This window comes from Streptomyces sp. PSU-S4-23, assembly GCF_055632315.1.
Map to the genome: position 1 here is coordinate 2,561,531 of NZ_JBVMUU010000002.1, position 21,502 is coordinate 2,583,032.

At 74.7% G+C, this 21,502-nt stretch carries 18 protein-coding genes; 11 read left to right on the forward strand and 7 right to left on the reverse strand.

The features are described from left to right. The first annotated feature begins 59 nt into the window (after positions 1–59). The 6 genes from ACZ79I_RS12405 (at position 60) to ACZ79I_RS12430 (ending at position 7,901) form a co-directional block, all read left to right on the forward strand. Positions 60–776 carry a 2OG-Fe dioxygenase family protein gene (locus ACZ79I_RS12405; RefSeq protein ID WP_471496936.1) on the forward strand — a complete coding sequence of 239 codons (717 nt, stop codon included), beginning with the start codon at positions 60–62 and terminating at the stop codon, positions 774–776. Positions 777–928: 152 nt separating this feature from the next. Next, positions 929–2,470 carry an MFS transporter gene (locus tag ACZ79I_RS12410; RefSeq protein WP_471496938.1) on the forward strand — a complete coding sequence of 514 codons (1,542 nt, stop codon included), beginning with the start codon at positions 929–931 and terminating at the stop codon, positions 2,468–2,470. 69 nt (positions 2,471–2,539) lie between these two features. After that, positions 2,540–3,601: a MerR family transcriptional regulator gene (locus tag ACZ79I_RS12415; protein ID WP_471496939.1), complete on the forward strand. Its 1,062-nt coding sequence runs from the start codon at positions 2,540–2,542 to the stop codon at positions 3,599–3,601. Between the two features lie 160 nt (positions 3,602–3,761). Next, the gene (locus tag ACZ79I_RS12420; protein WP_471496941.1) at positions 3,762–5,237 is read left to right on the forward strand and encodes an acyl-CoA synthetase; all 1,476 of its coding nucleotides are present in this window, start codon (positions 3,762–3,764) and stop codon (positions 5,235–5,237) included. Beyond that, positions 5,230–6,597 (forward strand): carboxyl transferase domain-containing protein, encoded by a 1,368-nt coding sequence (locus ACZ79I_RS12425; RefSeq protein WP_471496943.1) that lies wholly within the window; start codon positions 5,230–5,232, stop codon positions 6,595–6,597. The genes ACZ79I_RS12420 and ACZ79I_RS12425 overlap by 8 nt, the downstream gene beginning before the upstream one ends. A 266-nt stretch (positions 6,598–6,863) precedes the next feature. Beyond that, positions 6,864–7,901 carry a rod shape-determining protein gene (locus tag ACZ79I_RS12430; protein ID WP_381086305.1) on the forward strand — a complete coding sequence of 346 codons (1,038 nt, stop codon included), beginning with the start codon at positions 6,864–6,866 and terminating at the stop codon, positions 7,899–7,901. Between the two features lie 193 nt (positions 7,902–8,094). Here ACZ79I_RS12430 and ACZ79I_RS12435 read toward each other — a convergent pair whose 3' ends face one another. Next, positions 8,095–8,802, reverse strand: coding sequence for a DUF2202 domain-containing protein (locus tag ACZ79I_RS12435; protein ID WP_471496945.1), 708 nt, complete (start codon positions 8,800–8,802; stop codon positions 8,095–8,097). A gap of 177 nt (positions 8,803–8,979) precedes the next feature. On the opposite strand from ACZ79I_RS12435, the gene ACZ79I_RS12440 reads away from it, so the two are divergent. The 3 genes from ACZ79I_RS12440 to ACZ79I_RS12450 all read left to right on the forward strand — a co-directional run bounded on the left by ACZ79I_RS12440 (position 8,980) and on the right by ACZ79I_RS12450 (position 12,986). Next, on the forward strand, positions 8,980–9,675 hold the full coding sequence (locus ACZ79I_RS12440) for a response regulator transcription factor (protein ID WP_471496947.1): 696 nt from the start codon (positions 8,980–8,982) through the stop codon (positions 9,673–9,675). A gap of 31 nt (positions 9,676–9,706) precedes the next feature. After that, positions 9,707–11,146: a sensor histidine kinase gene (locus tag ACZ79I_RS12445; RefSeq protein ID WP_471496949.1), complete on the forward strand. Its 1,440-nt coding sequence runs from the start codon at positions 9,707–9,709 to the stop codon at positions 11,144–11,146. A 199-nt stretch (positions 11,147–11,345) separates the two neighbouring features. Further along, entirely contained in the window at positions 11,346–12,986 is a 1,641-nt protein-coding gene (locus ACZ79I_RS12450; RefSeq protein ID WP_471496950.1) for an FAD-dependent oxidoreductase, read from the forward strand. A gap of 37 nt (positions 12,987–13,023) precedes the next feature. Here the strand turns inward: ACZ79I_RS12450 and ACZ79I_RS12455 are convergent, their stop codons facing one another. After that, positions 13,024–14,193, reverse strand: coding sequence for a pyridoxal phosphate-dependent aminotransferase (locus tag ACZ79I_RS12455; RefSeq protein WP_471496952.1), 1,170 nt, complete (start codon positions 14,191–14,193; stop codon positions 13,024–13,026). Positions 14,194–14,736: 543 nt separating this feature from the next. On the opposite strand from ACZ79I_RS12455, the gene ACZ79I_RS12460 reads away from it, so the two are divergent. Together ACZ79I_RS12460 and ACZ79I_RS12465 are read left to right on the forward strand one after the other, a co-directional pair. Further along, positions 14,737–15,366 carry a sensor histidine kinase gene (locus ACZ79I_RS12460; RefSeq protein ID WP_471496954.1) on the forward strand — a complete coding sequence of 210 codons (630 nt, stop codon included), beginning with the start codon at positions 14,737–14,739 and terminating at the stop codon, positions 15,364–15,366. After that, positions 15,363–16,031 carry a response regulator gene (locus ACZ79I_RS12465; RefSeq protein ID WP_471496956.1) on the forward strand — a complete coding sequence of 223 codons (669 nt, stop codon included), beginning with the start codon at positions 15,363–15,365 and terminating at the stop codon, positions 16,029–16,031. Before ACZ79I_RS12460 ends, ACZ79I_RS12465 begins: the two co-directional genes overlap by 4 nt. Before the next feature lie 52 nt (positions 16,032–16,083). Here ACZ79I_RS12465 and ACZ79I_RS12470 read toward each other — a convergent pair whose 3' ends face one another. The 5 genes from ACZ79I_RS12470 to ACZ79I_RS12490 form a co-directional block, all read right to left on the reverse strand. After that, the gene (locus tag ACZ79I_RS12470) at positions 16,084–17,337 is read right to left on the reverse strand and encodes an ATP-grasp domain-containing protein (RefSeq protein WP_471496958.1); all 1,254 of its coding nucleotides are present in this window, start codon (positions 17,335–17,337) and stop codon (positions 16,084–16,086) included. A gap of 22 nt (positions 17,338–17,359) precedes the next feature. Further along, positions 17,360–18,616 carry an ATP-grasp domain-containing protein gene (locus ACZ79I_RS12475; RefSeq protein WP_471496960.1) on the reverse strand — a complete coding sequence of 419 codons (1,257 nt, stop codon included), beginning with the start codon at positions 18,614–18,616 and terminating at the stop codon, positions 17,360–17,362. Positions 18,617–18,621: 5 nt separating this feature from the next. Next, entirely contained in the window at positions 18,622–19,119 is a 498-nt protein-coding gene (locus tag ACZ79I_RS12480) for a flavin reductase family protein (protein WP_471496962.1), read from the reverse strand. Beyond that, positions 19,116–20,465, reverse strand: coding sequence for an LLM class flavin-dependent oxidoreductase (locus ACZ79I_RS12485; RefSeq protein ID WP_471496964.1), 1,350 nt, complete (start codon positions 20,463–20,465; stop codon positions 19,116–19,118). The genes ACZ79I_RS12480 and ACZ79I_RS12485 overlap by 4 nt, the downstream gene beginning before the upstream one ends. Positions 20,466–20,542: 77 nt before the next feature. Next, positions 20,543–21,502: a D-2-hydroxyacid dehydrogenase family protein gene (locus ACZ79I_RS12490; protein WP_471496965.1), complete on the reverse strand. Its 960-nt coding sequence runs from the start codon at positions 21,500–21,502 to the stop codon at positions 20,543–20,545.

The window sequence follows — 21,502 nt, forward strand, 5'->3', positions numbered from 1 at the left end:
TTCATCCGGTCTCTCGGGGGAAGTCGCCCGGCGCAGGCCGGAGGAAGGCGGGCCGTCCCGTGCAGAACCCCTCCGTGGAGGCCGCCCGCGAGGCGCTGGTCTCCGACGGTGCCCACCTCATGCCCGCCGCCGTCACGACCGCGTGGCTCGGCGCGGACGCCGGGGAGTGGGAACGCTTCCGTACCCACTGGGAGGAGCTGAGCACGGACCGTTACGCCTCCGCCCGGGGTGCGCGCCGGCTGCGCCGTTACGGACGGTTCTCGCTCACCCCGGCGACGGGGCGGATCGCGTTGCTGCCGCAGGCCGCCTTCCTGCAGCCCGAGGACAGCAATCCCCTGTACGTCGGCGTGGACCGCACCTTCGAGCCCCTGACCGGTTCCTTCGTGGCCGACCCGGTGTTCCGGGCGGTACTGCGCCTGCTCGGACTGGTGGCGACGGCGTTGGACGAGCCGGCGGAATGGGCCGTGAAGGTGCATCCGTTCCGTGTCGTGGCGTCGGCGGACGCGGAGGGACTGCCCACACCGGAGGGCCGGCACCGCGACGGGGTCACCCTGGTGTCCTCGCTCCTGGTCGGCCGGCGGAACGCCGCCGGCGGAGCGAGCTCCGTGTCCGATCCGGACGGGCGACGGCTGCTGACGGCCACGCTCGACGAGCCGGGGACCCTGCTGCTGGGGGACGACCGCCGCACCCTGCACAGCGTGTCGCCGGTCCGCCCGGTGGACCGGAGCCGTCCCGCGTACCGCGACGTCCTGGTCGTGACGTTCGCACCGGGCTGAAGAGGGCCGGACACGATCCGAGGACGGGGCCGGCGGACGGCCCGACGGCGGGTCCCCGGCGCGTTGCGGCCGGAAAGCCCGGGAGGACCCGGTGGCCGGGTTAACGTCGCCACCGTCGACCGGCACACGACGTGGGGCACGGAGGTGGTGCGGTGCCGACGGCTCGATCACGGATCGCCCCGACCGACCTGCCGGTCATCCTCGGACTCGCGATCGCCTTCGCGGTCACGGTCGTCGACCCGCTGGTGCTCAGCCTCAACCTGCCGCAGGTGAGCCGGGCCCTCCAGGTGCCGCCGCGGCTCCTCGGGCTGCTCGGCGGGGCGGCGACGCTGGTGATGGCCGCCGCCGTCCTCGCCGCGGGCCGTCTCGGCGACGTCTTCGGGCTCAAGCGGCTGCTGATACTGGGACTGCTCGTCGTCACGGTCGCGGACCTGCTGTGCGCGCTCTCCCCCGGCTACGGCTTCCTGCTGGCGATGCGCTTCCTGGTCGGACTGGGCATGACCGCGCTGCTGGGGGTGCCGCTGGCCCTCCTGAAGGCGTCGGTGACGCCGGAGAAGCGGCCGACGGCCATCGGGGTCTTCACCGCCGTCGAGATGCTCCTGTTCGGGCTGGCCCCCGCGTTCACGGGCTGGGCGGTGGCGGCCGTCGGCTGGCGGTACCTGTTCCTGGTGGCCCCGCTGCTGTGCCTGGTCTCGCTCCGGCTGACGGCCCGCCATGTGCCGCATCCCCCCGCCGGGCGGCGCCGCCGGCTCGACGCGCCCGGTGTCGCCCTGGTCGGAGTGGCCCTGCTGGCCCTCGTCATCGGCCTGGCCTCGGCGCAGAACGGCATCGCCCGGGCCGGGACGTGGGTGCCGCTGGCGATCTGCGCGGCCGCCGCCGTGCTGTTCGTGCTCCATGAACACCGCACCCCCGAACCGGCCCTGGACCCGGCGCTGTTCCGCAGCCGCCCGTTCGGCACGGCCCTGGCCGCGAACCTCACCCTGAACCTCCTCGCCGCCGGGCTCGGCGTCGCCCTCGGCCAGTTCGGCAGCGCGGTGCTGTCGCTGTCCCCCGAGGCCATCGGACTGCTGTACCTGCCCGGCACCCTGCTGATCTCCACGGCCGTCATCCAGGCCGGGCGCCTGGTCGGGGCGCACGGCCCACGGCCGGTGATGGTCGCCGGCCTGCTGCTGATGGCGGCCAGCGGGCTGCTGATGGCGGGCACCGTCAGCCCCACGATGGCGCTGTGGCTGCTCGTCCTGGCCGTCTGGCTGTGCAACCTGGGGTCCCTGGTCACCTCCGCTTCGGTGTCCGAGACGGTTCTCGCCCATGCGCCGGCCGGACGGTCCGGCACGGTGGCCTCCGTGCAGATGGCCTTCGGGATGACCGGCTACGCGCTCGGGCCCACCGTCTACCTGCTGCTCCTGAACGTCTTCTTCCAGCAGCGGTGGCTGTCGGACGCCACCTCCCGCGGTGTGTCGGCGTCACGGGCCGAGCAGGCCGTGGACGCCGTGCGCGGCGGGATGGCGCACAGCCCGGGTGGCGTCGGATACGACCCGAACCTGCTCAGGCAGGCGGCCGGGCTGAACCTGGGGCTGGACTTCGCCGACGGGCTGCGGCTCACCATGCTGACCGTCACCGCCCTTCCGCTCCTCGTGGCGCTGGCGGCGCGTGTGCTGCTGCCCCGCCGCAAGGAACCACGGCCGCCGTGTTGACCTTCACCCTTGGTGAAGCCACAGCATCGGTGGCGGAACGGGGAACGGCCGAAGGGCGGGGTGGGGGCGGTGGAGATGCTGACGATCGGGGCGTTCGCGAAGGCGTGCCGGCTGTCACCGAAGGCGCTGCGGCTCTACGACGAGCTGGATCTGCTGCGCCCGGCCCGCGTCGACCCGGACACCGGCTACCGCTACTACGCCCCCGGGCAGCTGGAGCGGGCCCGGCTGGTGGCGTGGCTGCGGCGGCTGGGCATGCCGCTGGCCCGCATCCGGAGGGTGTGCGCGCTGGACGACGCGGGCGCCGCCCGGGAGATCCGCGCCTACTGGGCACGGGTCGAGGCCGAGACCGCGGCACGCCGGGACCTGGCCGCGTTCCTCGCGGACCACCTCTCACACCCGTCGAGGAAGGACACCACCATGCTGGAACTGCGCTACTGCGCCCTTTGCGACCCCGGACTGGTCCGTACGGCCAACCAGGACACGGCGTACGCGGGCGCCCGTGTGCTCGCCGTGGCCGACGGGTTCGGCGCCGGGGGCGCGCCCGCGAGCTCGGCCGCCATCGAGGCGCTGCGGTACCTGGACCGGGAGCCGCTGCCGACGGGCCATGTGCTCAATCTGCTTCAGGACGCGGTGCAGGGCGCGGCCCAGGCGGTCCGGGACGCGGTCGGGACGGACACCGAGGCCGGCACCACCCTCACCGCGGCGGTGTGGACCGGCTCGCAGCTCGCCCTCGTCCATGTCGGGGACTCCCGTGCGTATCTGCTGCGGGACGGCGGGCTGTTCCGGATCACACACGACCACACGGTCGTGCAGTCGATGGTCGACGAGGGAAGGCTGACGGCCCAGGAGGCCGCGGTCCATCCGCAACGCGCCCTGCTGCTGAGGGCGCTGGCGGGCGGTGGGGACAGCGCCGTGCCCGATCTGCGGCTGCACGACGCACGGCCCGGCGACCGGTATCTGCTGTGCTCGGACGGCCTGTCCGGGGTCGTACCGGACGGGGAGATCCGCGCCGCACTCGCCTCGGCGCCCGCGCCGGCCGACGCGGCACACACCCTGGTCGCCGCGGCGAACGCCGCCGGCGGACCGGACAACGTCAGCTGTGTGGTGGCGGACGTGGCGGAGGCCGCCTGAGCGAGCCGGTCGCGCGCGCGGCGGGGCGTGGCCGGTGGAGGGGGACGAACTGGACGTCCGTGTGGTCGGGATCGATCTCGTCCTCAGGCGGGTATCGCTGACCGTGGTGTAGGAACGGTCCGTGAGTCCGTACGTCCGTTTCGACGCAAGGAGTGCCCGCGTGTCCTCCCTTTTTCCGGCCCTGACCGACCCCTCGGCCGGGCGGCGCCCGGCCCTGCGGTTCGGTGAGCGGGCCCTGACGTACGACGGGCTGGCCGCGGCGGCCGCCGCGCTCGCCGGGCGGATCGGCGGCGCGGAGAGGGTCGCCCTGTGGGCCACGCCCTCCCTGGAGACCGCCGTCGGCGTGGTGGCCGCGCTGAGCGCCGGTGTCACCGTCGTCCCGCTCAATCCGAGGTCCGGGGAGGGCGAGCTGGGGCACATCCTGTCCGACAGCGCCCCCTCGCTGGTGCTGGCCGCCCCGGCCGACGGACTCCCTTCCCCGGTACGGGAGCTGGAGCGCGTCGACGTGAACGTGGACGGCACGGCCGGCGCGGACGGCACCGGCGGCGTGGCGGCGTTCGCACCGGCCGAGGCCGACGGCGAGGATCCCGCCCTCGTCGTCTACACCTCCGGGACCACCGGGCCGCCCAAGGGTGCCGTCATCCCCCGCCGGGCCCTGGCCGCCACGCTCGACGCGCTCGCGGACGCCTGGCGGTGGACCTCCGACGACGTGCTCGTGCACGGGCTGCCGCTGTTCCATGTGCACGGGCTGGTCCTCGGCGTCCTCGGCCCGCTGCGCCGCGGCGGATCGGTGCGCCACCTCGGCCGCTTCGACACGGAGGGGGTGGCGCGCGAGCTGGGCGACGGCGCGACCATGCTGTTCGGCGTGCCCACGATGTACCACCGCATCGCGGAGGCCCTGCCCGGCGAACCAGGGCTGGCCAAGGCGCTGGCCGGGGCCCGGCTGCTGGTGTCGGGGTCGGCGGCGCTGCCGGTGCACGACCACGAGCGGATCGCGGCCGCGACCGGCCGCCGGGTCATCGAGCGGTACGGGATGACCGAGACGCTGATGAACACCAGTGTGCGCGCGGACGGGGAGGCGCGCCCGGGCACGGTCGGCGTGCCGCTGCCCGGTGTCGAACTGCGGCTCGTCGAGGAGGACGGCTCGCCGATCGGCGCGTGGGACGGGGAGACGGTCGGCGAGATCCAGGTCCGCGGCCCGAACCTGTTCACCGGGTACCTCAACCGGCCCGACGCCACGGCCGCCGCGTTCACCGACGACGGCTGGTTCCGCACCGGGGACATGGCGGTGCGCGAGGCCGACGGGTATGTGCGCATCGTCGGCCGCAAGGCCACCGACCTCATCAAGAGCGGCGGGTACAAGATCGGGGCGGGCGAGATCGAGAACGCGCTGCTGGAGCACCCGGGGGTGCGGGAGGCCGCCGTCACCGGGGAGCCCGACGCCGATCTGGGCGAGCGGATCGTCGCCTGGATCGTGCCGGCGGACCCCGCGGCGCCGCCCGGCGCCGACGAGCTGGCCGACCATGTGGCGCGCCGGCTCGCCCCGCACAAGCGCCCGCGCGTGGTGCGCCGTCTCGCGGCCCTGCCCCGCAACGACATGGGGAAGATCATGAAGCGGGCCCTGGGCGATGCCTGAGCGCCTGACCGCGCGGCAGTTCATCGCCCTCCTCACCCCCGACTTCACCGAACTCCCCCGCCCCGGGGGCACGGAGGACACGTGCGGGCCCGACGGCCCGCTGGAGTGGGCGGGGTACGGGGCCGCGCGGGCCCTCGCCGCCGCCCGCACCGGCGAGGAGGAGTCGGTGGTCTGCGGCCACGCGACCGTGGGTGGCGTTCCGGCCGTGCTGATCGCGTTCGAGTTCGGCTATCTCGGCGGTTCGCTCGGCGAGCGCACCGGCGACCGGCTGGAGGCGGCGCACGCGTACGCCCGTGCGCACCGGCTGCCGGTCGTCTCGCTGATCGCGACGGGCGGCAGCCGGATGCAGGAGGGCATGCTCGCGCTGACCCAGCTCCAGCGGATGGCGCGGCAGTCGGCGCTCACCCGCGCGGCCGGACTGCCGCAGCTCGCGGTGGCGCGCGACCCGACGACCGGCGGCGGCTGGGCCACGCTGGGCGCGGGCGCCGACGTGGTGCTGGCGCTGCCGGACGCGCAGGTCGCCTTCGCGGGCTCCCGGGTGCGCCCGCCGGACGCGGACCCGGCGGCCTACACGGCTCAGGCGCAGCTGGCGGCCGGCACCGTCGACGCGATCGTGCGACCGCGGGACCTGCGGGAGACGGTCGGCCGGTGGCTGGCGCTGCTGACGGCGCCGTCCACCGAGCCGGCGCCCGTGCCCGGCACGGCGACCGCGGCGGCGGACCGTCCCGCGACCGGCTGGGACGCCGTCCGGCGCGCCCGCGACCCGGGGCGCCCCCGTGCGCGGGCCTACCTGGACGCGTACTTCACGCGCCGGGCGGACATCGGCGGCGACCGCTGCGGCGGCCGGGGCGGGGGCGTGCTGTGCGGCTTCGGCACACGCGCCGGGCGGACGATCGCGTACGCGGCCCAGGACGGCACCCCGACCCGGCCCGCCGGGTACCGCACGGCCGCACGTCTGATCCGCCTGGCGGACTCCCTGTCGGTCCCCGTCCTGACGCTGGTGGACACGCCGGGCGCCGCCAACGACGCCGAGGCCGAGCGGCAGGGCGTGGGCGCGGCGATCGCGGACCTGTTCGGCGCGGTCGCCACCGCCCGTACGCCCCTGACCACCCTGGTGATCGGCGAGGGCGGTTCCGGCGGGGCCCTGGCCTTGGCGGCGCCCGGCAACACCTGGGCCACACCGGACAGCTACTTCTCCGTCATCGCGCCGGAGTCGGCCGCCGCGATCCTCAAGCGCCCGGCCGACCAGGTGCGGGCGACGGCGGACCACCTCCGTGTGCGTCCCCAGGACCTGGTGGCGCTGGGGGTCGTCCGGGGGATCACCGGAGGTGGCGCCGCCTCTGTGCCACCGCCCGGATGATCTCCTGGCCGGCCGTCCGCCCCGGTGGCCGCTCACCGCGGCGCGCGGGCGGACGTGGTGGGCGCCGCGGGCACGCGGCACGGGCGCGCGGCACGGGAAGCGGCGCGGCACAAGCTTCCGGGGGTGCGACGCGCCCGGGACCACCCGGCCGGACGCACCCCGCCCGGCCCACTCCGAAGGGCGCCGGGGCCCGCCGCGGCGGACGATGCAGAGGAAGAGGCCCGCCGCCCGGCGGCCGCCCGCGGTCTTTCTCGGGAGGTACCGCCATGACCGTCTGCCTGGACCAGCTGCGCCGCTGCCACGTCGCCGTGGACCTGGGGGCGGCCAGAACCCGTGTGTACGTCAAGGGGTCCGGGCTGGTGGTGGACCAGCCCAGCGTCGCCGCCGTGAACACCCGGACCGGCGCGCTGATCGCGGTCGGCGAGTTCGCGGAGAAGATGACCGGGCGCACGCCCGCGTACATCCGGGTCGCACGGCCGGTCTCCGGCGGCACCGTCGTCGACATCGAGATGGCCCAGCGCATGCTGCGCCATCTGCTCGGTGAGAAGCTCCGCCGCTCGCTGCGCCGCAAGCCCCGGCTGCGGGCCGCCGCCTGCACCCCGCACGACGCGGATCCGCTCGCCCAGCGCGCGGCCATCGAGACCCTCGTCGGGCTGGGGGCGCGCAGGGTCGAGCTGGTCGACACCCTGGTCGCCGCCGCCGTGGGGTGCGGGTTGCCGGTCGAGCAGCCCGAAGCGTCCATGATCATGGTGTGCGGTGCCGCCGCCACCCAGATCGCCGTGCTGTCGCTGGGCAACATCGTGACCGCCGAGCGGATCCCGGTGGGCGGGGAGGCCGTCGACCACGCGATCGTGCAGCACCTGCGGCACGAGCACGCGCTGATGCTGCCGAGCCAGTCGGTACGGCCCCTGCAGCTCGCCCTCTCCGGCAACGGCCTCACCCCGCACGGGCCCGCCTCCACCGAGATCCAGGGCCGGGACGTGGCCACCGGGCTCGCGCGGTCCGTGAAGGTCGACACGGCCGCCGTGCGCAACGCCATCCAGACCCCGTTGACCGCTGTCCTCGACGGCATCGGCAAGGTGCTGCGGGACTGCCCGCCCGACCTGGTGGCCGACCTCGCCGACCGCGGGATCATGATGGTCGGCGGCAGCGCGCTGCTGCCGGGCCTCGACCAGATGCTGCGGCAGGCGACCGGTATGCCCGTGCACATCGCCGAGCGGCCCGACATCTGCGCCGTGCAGGGCCTGGGCGCCATGCTGGAGGGGAGGATCCAGCCGCTGACGCTGGACCCGCTGGCCGCCTGACCCGCCGGCCCGCCGCCCCGCGTCCGGCACCCCGGGCGGGGGCGCCGGACGCGGGGGCGCGGCCCGCAGCGACGCGGCACCGCCGGATGCGAGGCGAACCGCACCGCCGAGCGGGGGCGAGCGCACCGTTGCCCATGCGGCCGAGCCGTCCGGCCTCGCCGAGGGCCTCACCCGATCCGCCCGATCCGCCCGCTCAGCCCGTTGCGCCCGGGGCGATCCAGCGGTCGAAGGCGGCCAGGTGATTCTCGGACGCGGCGCGCAGGTTGCCGTAGAGCTGCCGCACATCGGGGGCGGTGAGGCCCGACAGCGCCTTGTCCAGTGCGGCGATGTCCTCCGTCTCGACGGTACGGCCCGCCTTCAGCGCCCCGTCGAGACCGCCTTCGCCCTGCTTCAGGAGCCGGTCGTAGACGGCCTGGACGGCCGGATCGGCGAAGTCACCGGCCGCCTTGCCCGCGGTCGGATCCGTGATGCCGTAGCGGTCCAGCAGACCGCGGACCGCGCTCAGGTGCTGCGTCTCGGCTGCCGCGATCCGCTCGAAGATCCTTTCGTCGTACCGGTTCGCGAACGCCGTGTACAGATCGTGCGCCAGCTTCTCCTCCTCCGCCATGCTCGCGAGCGCGGTCTTCTGGACGTCGGTCAGAGTGCCCTGGGCGGCGGGGACGGAGATGTTGCAGACCCCGTCACCGCGGGCGTCCGGCATACCCGCGCCCTGCCGGTGTGCGTGCTGCTGGCCGCCTCCCGCCATGGGGCCCTGCCCTCCCGCCATGAGGCCCTGCGCGGCTGTCCGGTCGGGCGCCGGGGTGCCGCCGGTGGCCGCGGTCACCGGACCCGCCGCCAGCACGCCGCCGAGGACGAGGACGCCGGCGGTCAGCGCCGTGGCGACCTTGACGTTGCGTTTCATGGTGTTCTCCTCAAGCCGTCGGTCCGGGGCCTCTGCCGCTCCCCGCACCGTCACCGTCGCGTCCGGCCCTGCAGTCGGTGTGCCACCGATGTGGAGACGGGATGGAGACCGCGCAGGCGGGCGCGGTGGACCGTTCGGCCCTCGCGCGGGGGCGCCCCGGGCGCGTAGGTGTGGGGCATGGGTGCCACCGTGCTCGTCGTCGAGGACGACAAGGAGATCCGCGAACTGCTCCGCCGCTACCTCGAGCGCGCGGGGTACGGGGTGGTGACGACCTCCTCGGGCGCGGAGGCGGTACGGCTGCTCGGCGAGCAGGCGGTCGACCTGGCGCTCCTCGATCTCGGGCTGCCGGACGTCGACGGCGACGAGGTGCTGCGCGAGGCCCGTGAGCGGGGCGGTGTCCCGGTGGTGGTGCTCACCGCCCGCAGCACCGTCGAGGACCGCATCCACGGCCTGCGGCTGGGCGCCGACGACTATGTGACCAAGCCGTTCAGCCCGACCGAGGTGGTGCTGCGGGTGGGAGCGGTCCTGAGCCGCGCGCGGGGCACGGGGGCGGACGCGGTCACGCCCGTCTCGTACGGCGGGGGACGGCTGCGCATCGACGAGGCCCGTCACCAGGTCGTGCTGGACGGGGTCCCGGTGGAGCTGACGCCCACCGAATGGGGTCTGCTCACCACCCTGGCGTCGGTCCCGGGCAGGGTGTACTCGCGCTACGAGCTGGTCAACCGGGTGCGCGGCTACGAGTTCGCCGGGTACGAGCGGACCGTCGACTCGCATGTGAAGAACCTCCGCCACAAGCTCGGGGCGGCCGGCCCGGGCGTCGTGGAGACCGTGCTGGGCGTGGGCTACCGGCTGGGGTGGACCCGTGACCTCTGACCCGCGCCCTCAGGCCGGCGGACCGGCTCAGGTGCCACGCCCCCGGACCGGTCTGCACCGTCATGGCCTCGGCCCGCTGGGGCGGCGGCTGTTCGCCGCGTTCGCCCTGGTCGCGCTGGTGTCCGTGGCCCTGCTGACCGCCGCCGCACTCGTCGGCGCCGACCGCGGTGTCAGCAGCGCCCACCGGGCGGAGCGGCAGCGGACCGCGGACCGTGTGGCCGCGGTGGCCGCGGACGCCTACCGGACCGCGGACGGCTGGCCGGAGGCCGACCTCTCCAGGGCCCGCTCCCTCGCCGCCGGCGCCGGGGCGGACCTCACCGTGTGGGACGCGGACGGGCGGCTCGTTCTCGGCACGCCCGGCCCCGGGCCCGGCCACGGCACATCCGGCCCCGGCCCGGCACACGGCGGGCAAAGCGGCGCCCCGGGTCCCGTGGCGACCGCGGAGGTCACCGTGGGCGGCGCCGCGGTCGGCTCCGTACGGCTGCGCTTCGCGTCCGGGGCGGGAACGGCGGGGCGGTCCGTCGCCTGGGGGTGGGTGGGCGCCGCGGCCGTCGGCGCCCTCGCTCTGGCGCTGGCCGCGAGCTGGTTCGTCACCCGGCGTCTGACGGCCCCCGTCGTGCGCGTCGCGGACACCGCCCGCGCGCTCGCCTCCGGGGACCGCGCCGCCCGTGCCCGGGTCGACGCGCCGGGCGAACTGGGCTACCTCGCCCGCGCCTTCGATGCCATGGCCGACGACGTGACCTCCGCCGAACGGGCCCGCCATCGGCTCGCCGCCGACGTGGCGCACGAACTGCGCACCCCGCTGGCCGCGTTGCAGGCGGGGCTGGAGGAACTGCGCGACGGCTACGCGCAGGCGTCGCCCGAGCGGCTGGCCGCCCTCCACGACCAGGCCCTGCGGCTGGGCCGCATCGTCGGCGACCTCGGTGAACTGGCGGACGCGGAGTCGGCCCGGCTGTCGCTGCATCCGGCCGAGGTGGATCTGGTCGCCCTGGTCCGCTCGGCGGTCGCCGGACGCGAGGCCGAACTGCGTACGGCCGGGCTGACCGTGCACAGCCGCCTGGGCACGGCTCCCGTTCCCGTGCACGCCGACGCGGACCGGCTGCACCAGGCTCTCGGCAACCTCCTCAGCAACGCCGCCCGGCACTGCCGCCCCGGCGACAGCGTCACCGTCACCGTCTCGGCCACGCCCGCGGAGGCCCGCGTCGAGGTGGCCGACACCGGTCCGGGCATCCCCGCCGACGAACTGCCGTACGTCTTCGACCGCCTCTGGCGGGGCACCCGCGCCCGTGCCACCGGCGGCAGCGGCATCGGCCTGGCCGTCGTGAAGGAACTGGTCACCGCGCACGGCGGCTCGGTCACCGCGGACCCGTCCCCCGGCGGCGGGACCCGGATGACCGTCCGCCTGCCCAGGACCGCCAGGGCCGGGACCCGCCGCAACGGCCCTGGTCAGGGACCTGCCGAGACCGTCTGACGTCATCCGCCGCCCCGGCGTGCCCGGGTCGGGCGGTCCCGTGCGCGGTGGTCCGTCCCGCCCCGTGGATCAGGGCCATTGGTCCCTCGGCCGAGGGACGTTTCGCCCCCGGTCGCCCCCCACCCCCCACATACGGTGGGGGGTATCCGAGCGCTGCGGGTCCCACGGACCGCAGAAACCGGGAGCACGAACGGAGAACATGGTGAAGGTCATCGTCGTCGGTGGGGTCGCGGGTGGCATGTCGGCCGCCACCCGGCTGCGCCGCATGCAGGAGCACGCCGAGATCGTCGTCCTCGAGCGCGGACCGCATGTGTCGTACGCCAACTGCGGCCTGCCGTACCACGTCGGCGGGGTCATCCCCGAACGCACCGATCTGCTGCTGCAGACACCCGAATCGCTGCGCGCCCGCTTCCGTCTCGACGTCCGCGTCCGCCACGAGGTGCTCGGCATCGACCGCGGGGCGCGCACCGTCCGGATCCGCGACCTCGACGCCGGGCGCACGTACACCGAGGACTACGACCATCTCGTGCTCAGCCCCGGCGCCGAACCCGTCGTGCCGCCGCTGCCGGGGGCGGAGCGCGGCCTGACGCTGCGGGACGTCACCGACACCGACCGCATCCTGGACGCGGTGCGCGCGGGTGCCCGCAGTGCCGTCGTCGTCGGCGGCGGCTTCATAGGCGTCGAACTCGCGGAGAACCTCCGCCATCGGGGTCTCACCGTCACCCTGGTGGAACTGGCCGACCAGGTGCTGTCGCCCCTCGACCCGGAGATGGCCCGCCCCCTCGCGGACGAACTCGTCCGAGGCGGTGTCGAACTGCGCCTGTCCGCGCAGCTGCACAAGGTGCTGCCCGACGCGGTGGAGCTCGCCGACGGCACCGTGATCCCCGCCGACATCGTCGTCTTCGCCGCCGGGGTGCGCCCCGACACCGCACTGGCCCGCGCGGCCTCCCTGGAGATCGGCCCCTGCGGCGGTATCGCGGTGGACGAGCAGCAACGCACCAGCGACCCGCGTGTGTTCGCGGTGGGCGACGCGGCGGAGAAACGCGACCGTCTCACCGGCGACGGCACTCTCGTCCCGCTGGCCAACCTGGCCAACCGGCACGGCCGCCTCGTCGCCGACGCCATCGCCGGGCGCCCCGTGCGCAGCCGGCCGGTGGTGGGCACCGCGATCGTCAAGGTCTTCGGCCTCACGGCGGCCGCGACCGGCTGGAACGAGAAGCGCCTGCGCGCCGCCGGCCGTCCCCACCGCGTCGTGCACATCCACCCGGCGTCCCACGCCGGCTACTACCCGGGGGCCCGGCCGCTGGCCCTCAAGCTGCTCACCGACCCGGCCGACGAGCGCATCCTCGGTGCGCAGGTCGTCGGCGGCGAGGGCGTCGACAAGCGCATCGACGTGCTGGCCACCGCCATCACCTGCGGTCTGACCGCGCCGGACCTGGCCGACCTCCAACTCGCCTACGCCCCGCCCTTCGGTTCGGCCAAGGACCCCGTCAACATGCTCGGATACGTCACCGACAACCTGGCCGGCGGAACGGCCGCCACCGTCCAGTGGCACGAACTCGACCAGGCGGTGCACGACGGGTCCGTGCTCGTCGACGTCCGCACCCGCGCCGAACACGAGGCGGGCGGCATTCCCGGCTCCCTGCACGTCCCGGTCGACGAACTGCGCGACCGTCTCGACGAGATCCCCCTCGACCGCCCCACGGTCGTCTACTGCCATGCGGGGCTGCGGGGCCACACGGCCGCCCGCATCCTGACCCAGCACGGGCGCAGCGTGCGCAATCTCGACGGCGGCTGGCTCACCTGGCAGGCGGGACGGGCCCCGCAGCCCGCCTGGTGAGCGACGCCGGGAAGGCTGTCCGCGGGCGCGGCGGCGCTCATGAGGCGCCCTCCCCGTAGACCTTGTTGATGCGGTGGACGGCCTCGCGCACGGTCCCCGGGGGCGCGGCGGTGAAGCACAGCCGCGCCCAGGCGGCGCAGTGCTCGCCGAACGCCCTGCCGGGTACGAGTCCGACGCCCTGCTCGGCGCAGCGGCGCACGAACTCCTCGCCGTCGCCGTAGGCGCGCAGGTCCAGAAAGGTGGAGAGGCCGCCGGCGACCGCGGTGTGCGGGATCTCCAGCACCTCGGCGGCGAGCCGGTACGCGTCGGCGGCGAGCCGGCGGCGCGCGGCGAGTTCCCCCGGCGAGGTGGCCAGTGCCTCGAACGCGGCGAACTGGGCCACGGTGGGCACCGGGCGCAGGGTGTGCGGCGACCGCTCGGCCAGGGTCCCGGCGCAGCCGGGCGGGGAGATGAGGTAGCCGACGCGTGCGCCCGGGATCGCGTAGGTCTTGCTGCACGAGTGCACCGCGAAGGTGCGCGCGTCGGCCCCGTCGACGGTGGCCGTGTCGCGGAAGCCGTCGGCCGAGAAGTCGTAGTTCTCGTAGGCGTTGTCGGCGATCAGCCACAGGTCGTGCCGTTCGGCGAGATCGACGAGACCGGCCAGCTGGGCCGCGTCGAGGCGGTGACCCGTCGGGTTGTTGGGGTTGTTGAGGTAGATCGCGCGGGTGCGGGGACCCACGGCGGCCTCGACGGCGGACACCGGCCCGAGGCCGGGAGCCGTGGCCGGATCCGGCGGCTCCAGGAACACCGGGACCTCACGGGGCACGCCACCCGCCGCGTGGACCAGGCCGGTGGCGGACATCCACTGCGGCGAGAGGACCAGCACGTCGTCGCCGGGCCGCAGGATCGCGTGCAGCACGACGGCGACGGCGTGGGTGGCCCCGGCGGTCAGCAGGATCCGGTCCGGGTCGACCGCGGTGCCGCGCCGTGCCCCCGCCACCGCGGCGAGGCGCTCGCGCAGGGCGGGGACGCCTGCGGGCGGCGCCGGTTCGTGCGGCGCGATCCCGAACTCGGCGCGCTCCCAGACCCGGGGCTCGGCGCACGGCGGGAAGACGGTCTTCTCCTGGTGCAGCCCGATCGGCGTCCGGTGCCCGCGGGCCCGCAGCAGCCGCTCGACCGCGGCCAGCGGCGAGGGGGGAAGGTCGGTCGGCGTACCGAAGGAGGGCATGGTGGGTGGCTCCTGGTCGGCGGTGGTGGGGGTGTCGGGGAGGAGCGCCCGGGCGGCCCGAGGCCGGCGACCGGGTCGAGGGGGCCGCGACCGTGCCCGACGGCCCGTTCCTTGACGCTCCGGTGGGACCTGCGCGCCCGGTCGATGCCCCGGGCGGCCGCGCGAACGGCCCCTTTGCAGACGCGACTCGGAAAAGGGACGGTAGCAAGGGCACGGGCGCGGCCACGGTTGTGGGCACAACGAGGTTTCCTCTCGAAAATCTCTTTGTGCCCATTGCGCCGGGCGCCGGTGGCGACCGGGATCTGTGACCCGGTTGCTCCCGAAATCCCCTTCGGGTAAAGACTCCGTCAACGAATCTCTTTACCAAAAGAATACTTGCTGCCGTCGCTGCCCATCCGAATCAATGACTCCCGGGTGACGGCCGAAAACCGCGCCCCGGGCGTGGTACCGCCAACGACCGCTCCGCGCCCGCCTGATGAGCCGTGCGCGCACCGGTCGCACCGACCGGTGACGATGCATCAGAGTGACGGGAACGGGGGTTTCGTGTCCGAACGCACGCCTGTGCTCTCCACGCCGGCACGAAGACAGGAGGACGTACGCACCCACGAACGACGCAACGCGCTGCACACGCTCCTCGGCCTGCTGGAACTGGCCGGGCAGGACTGGGCGACCATCACCGACCGGGTGGGTGAACCGCTCGTCGGGGCCATGCTGGTGGGAAAGTCGGTGATGGCCATGGAGCGGGGGGTACGGCTGTCCGTCAGTGAGGGTTCTTCACTGCGCCGGCGCCAGGACCGGCCGGACGACCTGGTCACGATTCTGGGCAACCTGATCGACAACGCGGTCGACGCGCTCGCCGGCCACCGTCCGACCGCCCCGGACGGACCGTGGATCGAGGTGGACCTGCGCGAGCGGGGGTCCCTCACCGAACTGCGCGTGACCGACAACGGGCCCGGGGTGCCGCCGGAGAAACGGCAGTGGATCTTCGTCGACGGTGCCTCCACCAAACGGCACGCGGACGACCGCCGCCGGGGCCTGGGGCTGGCCCTCGTCGCCGGCCTCCTGCGGGAGCGGGGCGGCACCGTGACCGTGGGCGAACGGGAGGGCGGCGGCGCGGTGTTCACCGTTCTGCTGCCCACGACGGGGCCCGCCGGCGAAGGGGAGGCGCCGTGATCGACGTCCTCGTGGTGGACGACGACTTCCACGTCGCCGGGATCAACGAGCGCTATGTCTCCCGGGTGCCCGGCTTCCGCGTGGTGGGGCGGGCCCACGACGCCGCCTCGGCGTTCGCGTCCGTGCAGCGCGGGGGCATCGACCTGGTGCTGCTCGACCACTACCTGCCGGACGAGAGCGGGCTGTGCCTCACCCGGCGGCTGCGCCGGGAGGGCCCGGACGTCGATGTCATCATGGTGACCGCGGACAACCGGCCCGCCTCCGTCCAGGAGGCCCTGCGGGCCGGCGTCCTGCAGTACATCGTCAAACCGTTCACGTTCGAGGCGCTGCGCGGCAAACTGGAGGGCTACGCGCAACTGCGCGCGGCCCTCGGCGACACCGCGCTGGACCAGGACAAGATCGACCGGGTCCTGGGCACCCTGCGCGCCGCGGCCGCCGCCGGCCACATGCCCAAGGGGTACACGGAGCGGACGGCCGAGCTGATCCGGCAGATCGTCTGCCGGGCCGGCGGGCCGGTGTCCGCGCACGAGGTGTCGGCGCAGGCCAGGGTGAGCCGCTCCACGGCCCAGCGGTACCTGAAGTACCTGGAGGAACAGGGCCGGTTGCGCCTCACCCTGAAGTACGGGGACAGCGGCCGGCCCGAACACCACTACTCCACCGCATGACGGTGCCGCCCTCCGGCCCGGCGGGCGGCACCGGTGCGGGCGGTCCGGCGGATCACACCGCCGGACCGCCCGCGTCGCGCACCCGGAGCTGGAACTCCAGGCGGGAGACGGCCCTGCGGGCCGCGTCGACCGCCTCCCCGGCACTGGCACCGAGGGCGCGGGCGTACGCCACCCGGGACTCGGAGGAGGTCAGACCCCCGGCCTCCTTGCCCGGCCTGGCGGTCACCTCGACCCCGGTCACACCGGGCACGGCGCGGGCCTCGTCGAGCCCGGTGACCTCGCCCAGCACACCGCGGGCGCCGAGCACCGCGAACCAGATCGCCGAGCTGCGCGGCGCGCGGCGCGCGGCCAGGGCCGCCCGGACCCCGGGCAGCACCCGCTCCCCCAGCGTCTGCCGCAGCGCGCACTCGTCGAGGTCCACCCCGGTCGCGTCCCGGGTCAGCGCCGGGATCTCGTCACCGCCCATCCGCACATGCGTCTCGATCACCCGGGGGCCCGACGGGGCCAGCACCACCTCGGTGTGGGTGACGCCGAAGGTCACGCCCAGCGCGTCCAGGACGCTCCCGACGCAGGCGTGGACCTCCTTGCGCCGCTCCTCGGGCAGTTCGGCGGGCGAGACATGGCCGAGCTCGACGAACGTCGCCGGGTCGGAGTACTTGCGGGTGATCGCGACCACCTCGTGCTCGCCCCGCTCGGAGACCGCCTCGACGCTGAACTGGGTGCCCTCGATGAACTCCTCCACCAGCACGCCCGGGTTGGCCAGGCCCAGGTAGCTGCCGCCGGCCCGGTCGAAGGCGCCGGCCAGGTCGCTGCCGGCGGTCACCCGGGCGACTCCGGCGCTGCCCGCGCCCGAGACCGGCTTGACCACACAGGTCCCGTGCGCCCGTACGAAGGCCCGCAGGGCGTCCACGTCGGCGACCCGGGCGTAGGCGGTGGTGTCGACGCCGGCCTCGGCCAGCCGGGCCCGCATGGCCTCCTTGTCATGGGCCAGGGAGACCGTCCTGACGCTGTGGCAGGCCAGGCCGAGGGCCTGACCGATCGCGGCGTAGCGGTCCTGGTCCCGTTCGCCGAAGGTGGCGATCCGGGTGAAGGGGTGCCGGGCGTGCGCGGCGGCGGCCAGCGCGATCCACTCCTCGTCGGGGGCGTCACCGCGCACCCCGATCACCCGGGCGTTGCCGCCCGGTTCGCGGACCTTGCCGATGTAGTCCAGCTGCACGATCACCGAGGTCTCGGTGCCGGGCCGGGCGGCGCGCAGCCGGGCCGGGAAGTCGCGGCCCGTCCCGACGACCAGTACGTGCTCAGGCATCACAGCTCATTTCGCTAGGGCGTCAGGACGTCTCCGACGCGGTCCGGACCCAGTCGGTGGCGGCGTACCACCAGTGCGCCAGTTCCTCCTGGTACTTGCGCACCTGCGCCGCGGTCCCCGCCGTGACCAGCGCGTCGGCGGCCGACTGCGTGAGGTGCTCCACACCGCGCCCCACCGCGCCCGGCGCCAGCCGCACGGTCAGGTCGACCGCCGGCACGGGGCAGGGCCCCGAGGGCGGGACGAAGGCGCCGTGGCCCGGCGGGAAGAGTGTCCAGCCGGCGAGTTCGGCGGGGGCCGGCGGCTGCCCGGTCAGGGTGAGGGCGCTGCCGCACTGCGCCCGCAGCCCCTCCCTGGCGAGGTGCACGCCGAAGATCCGCTCGTACGTCTCGGCGACCAGCGCGCCCCCGGCCCGGCTGGCGATCTCGCACAGCACCGGCTCGCCGTCGGCGCCGGTCCACGCCTCCAGGTGGAAGGCGAGCGGGGTCGAAGAGCCCGGCAGCGCGGCGATCACGTCGTGCGTCATCCGCGTCAGCGGGCCGAACCGCGGGTCGTCCGGGCCGAGCATGGCGCTGCTCACGTCCGAGTGGTCCTGCAGGCGCTGGGCGATCCCGCCCAGGTTGTACTGGGACGGCCAGGCGTGCAGCACGCGCCCGTCCCGCATGATGCCGTCCACGTGGAAGAAGTCCCCCACGACGAAGCTCTCCGCCATCCACTGCCCCGGCAGGTAGGGCACGTCGGAGGCGCGCTGCCGGGCCAGGAAGGCGGTGACGTCCGCCGGGCCGCGCAGCACGGCGACCCCCTCCGAGCCTGCGCCGAAGCGGGGCTTGACCACGGCCGGGAAGCCGTGGGCGTCGAGGAGGTCGAGCAGGTCCGCCGGGCTGTCGACCGGGGTGAAGGCCGGCACCCGTATCCCCGCCTCGCGGGCGATCCGCTTCATGACGACCTTGTCGCGGTAGGCGGTCGCCGAGGCGGTGTCCTGGCCGGGCAGGCCGAGCCGGGCACGCAGCCGGGCGGCCCGCAGCACGTCGCTCTCGCTGGTGCTGGCGACCAGGTCCACGCCGTGGGTGCGCGCCGCCTCCTCCGCGATCTCCTCGGTGGCCCAGGAGTGGTAGTCGGGCACCAGGCGGTGCATCGGGAAGTGCTCGGCGAGGACGTCCTCGGCGCCCTGGACGGCCTTGGGTGTGGTGATCAGGACGACGCTGCCGGCGGTGTCGTCCAGCCACTGCTGCAGCGGGCGTCCGGTCAGCGGCTGGCGGGAGAACAGCAGGACTTTCGGCATGGCTCTCAGATCCTTGACGCGGTGGTGGAGGTGACGGGCCGCAGCCGGCCGTGGAGGTGCACCAGGCTCTGTCCCGGCGCCCCCTCACGCACATGCTCGACGGAGGCCACCACCAGGTGGTGGTCGCCGACCCTGCTCCGCTGCTGCCGTGCGCACACCAGCCAGCCGAGGCAGCCGTCGAGCAGCGGCACGCCGTGCGGGCCGGTGTGCCAGCCGGTCGGCGGGGCGAACCGGTCGGCGCCCCGGGCCGCGAACCGCTCGGCCAGCTCCGTCTGGTGGGCGCCCAGCAGCTGGATGCCGAACCACTCCGCGTCCCGGACCAGGGCCCAGGTGCCGGAGGTGTCGGCCAGCGCGAACGAGACGAGGGCGGGGCGGGCGCTGAGCGAGGTGAACGACGTGATGGTCACGCCGGCCGGTCCGGCCTCGCCCTGGGCGGTGAGCACCGCGACACCCGAGGCGTGCGGGCGCAGCACCGTGCGCAGGGCCGACGCCTCGACGGTCATCTGGTCCCCGCGGCGGCGCCGAACGCCGGCCGGCGCAGCCCGAGGTTCTCCCGCAGGGTGGTGCCCTCGTACTCGGTGCGCACCAGTCCGCGCCGCTGCAGTTCGGGCACCAGCAGCTCGACGATCGCGTCGAGGCCGTCGGGCAGGTAGTCGGGCATGATGTTGTAGCCGTCGCACGCCTCGCCGGCGAACCACTCCTCCAGCTCGTCGGCGATGGTCTCCGGGGTGCCGAGCAGGAAGCGGTGGCCGCGCCCCGCCGCCACGGACAGGTACAGCTCGCGGACGGTCAGGCCCTCCCTGCGGGCCTTCTCGTAGATCAGCTGCTGCTTGCTGGTGGAGCCCTCGGTGGGCGGCAGTTCGGGCAGCGGGCCGTCCAGCGGGAAGCCGGAGATGTCCACCATGCCGAGCTGGTAGGACAGCATGCCGAGGCCGACGACCGGGTCGACCAGGTCCTGCAGGGTGGCGTACTTGTCCTCGGCCTCCGCCTTGGTGCGGCCGACGACGACGAACGCGCCGGGCAGGACCTTCGTCTGGTCCGGGTCACGGCCGTAGTCGGCGACCTGCTTCTTCAGCCCGCGGTAGTAGGACTGAGCCCCGTCCAGGGTCTGCTGCACGGTGAAGACGACCTCGGCCCAGCGGGCGGCGAAGTCCTGCCCGTCCGGCGAGGAGCCGGCCTGCACGATCACCGGGTACCCCTGCGGCGGCCGCGCCACGTTCAGCGGCCCCCGCACCCGGAAGTGCTCCCCCTCGTGCCCCAGGATGTGCAGCTTCTGCGGGTCGAAGAAACGCCCGCCCTCCTTGTCGTACAGGAACGCGTCGTCCTCCCAGCTGTCCCACAGCCCGGTGACCACCTCCATGAACTCCCGTGCCCGGTGGTACCGCGCCGCGTGCTCCGGCTGCCGGTCCAGGTTGAAGTTGCGGGCCTCCGCGTCGGTCGCCGAGGTGACCACGTTCCAGCCGGAGCGGCCCGCGCTGAGGTGGTCCAGGGAGGCGAACTGGCGGGCCACGTTGAAGGGTTCGTTGTACGTCGTCGACATGGTGGCCGTCAGGCCGATGTGTGTGGTGTGCACGGCGAGCGCCGACAGCAGCGTCAGCGGCTCGAAGTGCACCATGCGGCCCTGCCGGCTCAGCTCGTCGGCGTCCCGGTACTTGGTGCGCACCCCGGCCCCGTCGGAGAGGAAGACCATGTCGAACAGGCCCCGCTCGGCGGTCTGCACGAGCGAGCGGTAGTAGCCGAAGTCGAGTCCGCCGTCGGGACGGGCGTTGGGGTGGCGCCAGGCGGCGACGTGGTGGCCCGGTGCGGGCAGGAAGGCGCCGAGCTTCATCATGCGGCGTTGCGCGCTCACGTGGATCTCCAAGGGGCAGATGCGGACTTGGGCAGGGCCTGCCGTGGCCGGCCGCCGGGCGGCCGGCCGGCGGCCGGTCAGCCGAGGCGGCGTACCGGCTCGCCCTCCAGGAACGCCTGGATGTCCTGCACGGCGTGGCCGTAGTACGTCGCGTAGTTGGCCTGCGAGACGTATCCGAGGTGCGGGGTGGCGAGCAGCCGGGGGGCGGTGCGCATCGGGTGGCCGGCGGGGAGCGGCTCGGTGTCGAAGACGTCCACTCCGGCGCCGGCGATGCGGCCCTCGCGCAGGGCGGCCAGCAGCGCGTCCTGGTCGACGATGGCCGCCCGCGAGGTGTTGACCAGGTAGGCGGTGGGCTTGAGCAGGGCGAGTTCGCGCGCGCCGAGCAGCCCGCGGGTGCGGTCGCTCAGCGCGAGGTGGACGGAGACGAAGTCGCTGCCTTCCAGCAGTTCCTCCTTGGACGCGGCGAGTTCGACACCGACCTCGTCGGCGCGTTCCCTGGTGAGGTTCTGGCTCCAGGCGGCGACCTGCATGCCGAAGGCCAGGCCCACCTGCGCGACCCGGCTGCCGATCTTGCCCAGGCCGAGCAGGCCCAGTCGGCGGCCGTGCAGGTCGGCGCCGACGCTGGACTGCCAGGGGCCGCCCTCGCGCAGCGCGTTGTTCTCGGTCACGACGGAGCGGGCGAGGCCGAGGAGCAGCGCCCAGGTCAGCTCCACCGGCGGGGTGGAGGAGCTGGCGGTGCCGCAGACCGTCACCCCGCACCGCTGGGCGGCGGCGAAGTCGATGACGGAGTTGCGCATCCCGGAGGCGACGAGCAGCTTCAGCCGGGGCAGGCGGTCCAGCAGCGAGGCCGGGAAGGGCACCCGCTCACGCAGGGTGACGACGATGTCGAAGTCGATGAGGCGGGCGGCGAGTTCGTCCTCGTCGACGATGTGCTCGCGGAAGGCGACGACCTCGACCCGGTCCTGGACCGGGGTCCAGTCGGCGGATCGCAGCGCGGCGTCCTGGAAGTCGTCGAGCACGGCACAGCGCAGTCGCAT

Coding starts and splice junctions, on each gene's coding strand:
- ACZ79I_RS12480 (WP_471496962.1), bottom strand. CDS start 19,119: ATGACCGTCGAGGCGTCGGCCCTGCGCACGGTGCTGCGCCCGCACGCC.
- ACZ79I_RS12490 (WP_471496965.1), bottom strand. CDS start 21,502: ATGCGACTGCGCTGTGCCGTGCTCGACGACTTCCAGGACGCCGCGCTG.
- ACZ79I_RS12450 (WP_471496950.1), top strand. CDS start 11,346: ATGGTGAAGGTCATCGTCGTCGGTGGGGTCGCGGGTGGCATGTCGGCC.
- ACZ79I_RS12435 (WP_471496945.1), bottom strand. CDS start 8,802: ATGAAACGCAACGTCAAGGTCGCCACGGCGCTGACCGCCGGCGTCCTC.
- ACZ79I_RS12455 (WP_471496952.1), bottom strand. CDS start 14,193: ATGCCCTCCTTCGGTACGCCGACCGACCTTCCCCCCTCGCCGCTGGCC.
- ACZ79I_RS12430 (WP_381086305.1), top strand. CDS start 6,864: ATGACCGTCTGCCTGGACCAGCTGCGCCGCTGCCACGTCGCCGTGGAC.
- ACZ79I_RS12470 (WP_471496958.1), bottom strand. CDS start 17,337: ATGCCTGAGCACGTACTGGTCGTCGGGACGGGCCGCGACTTCCCGGCC.
- ACZ79I_RS12440 (WP_471496947.1), top strand. CDS start 8,980: ATGGGTGCCACCGTGCTCGTCGTCGAGGACGACAAGGAGATCCGCGAA.
- ACZ79I_RS12425 (WP_471496943.1), top strand. CDS start 5,230: ATGCCTGAGCGCCTGACCGCGCGGCAGTTCATCGCCCTCCTCACCCCC.
- ACZ79I_RS12475 (WP_471496960.1), bottom strand. CDS start 18,616: ATGCCGAAAGTCCTGCTGTTCTCCCGCCAGCCGCTGACCGGACGCCCG.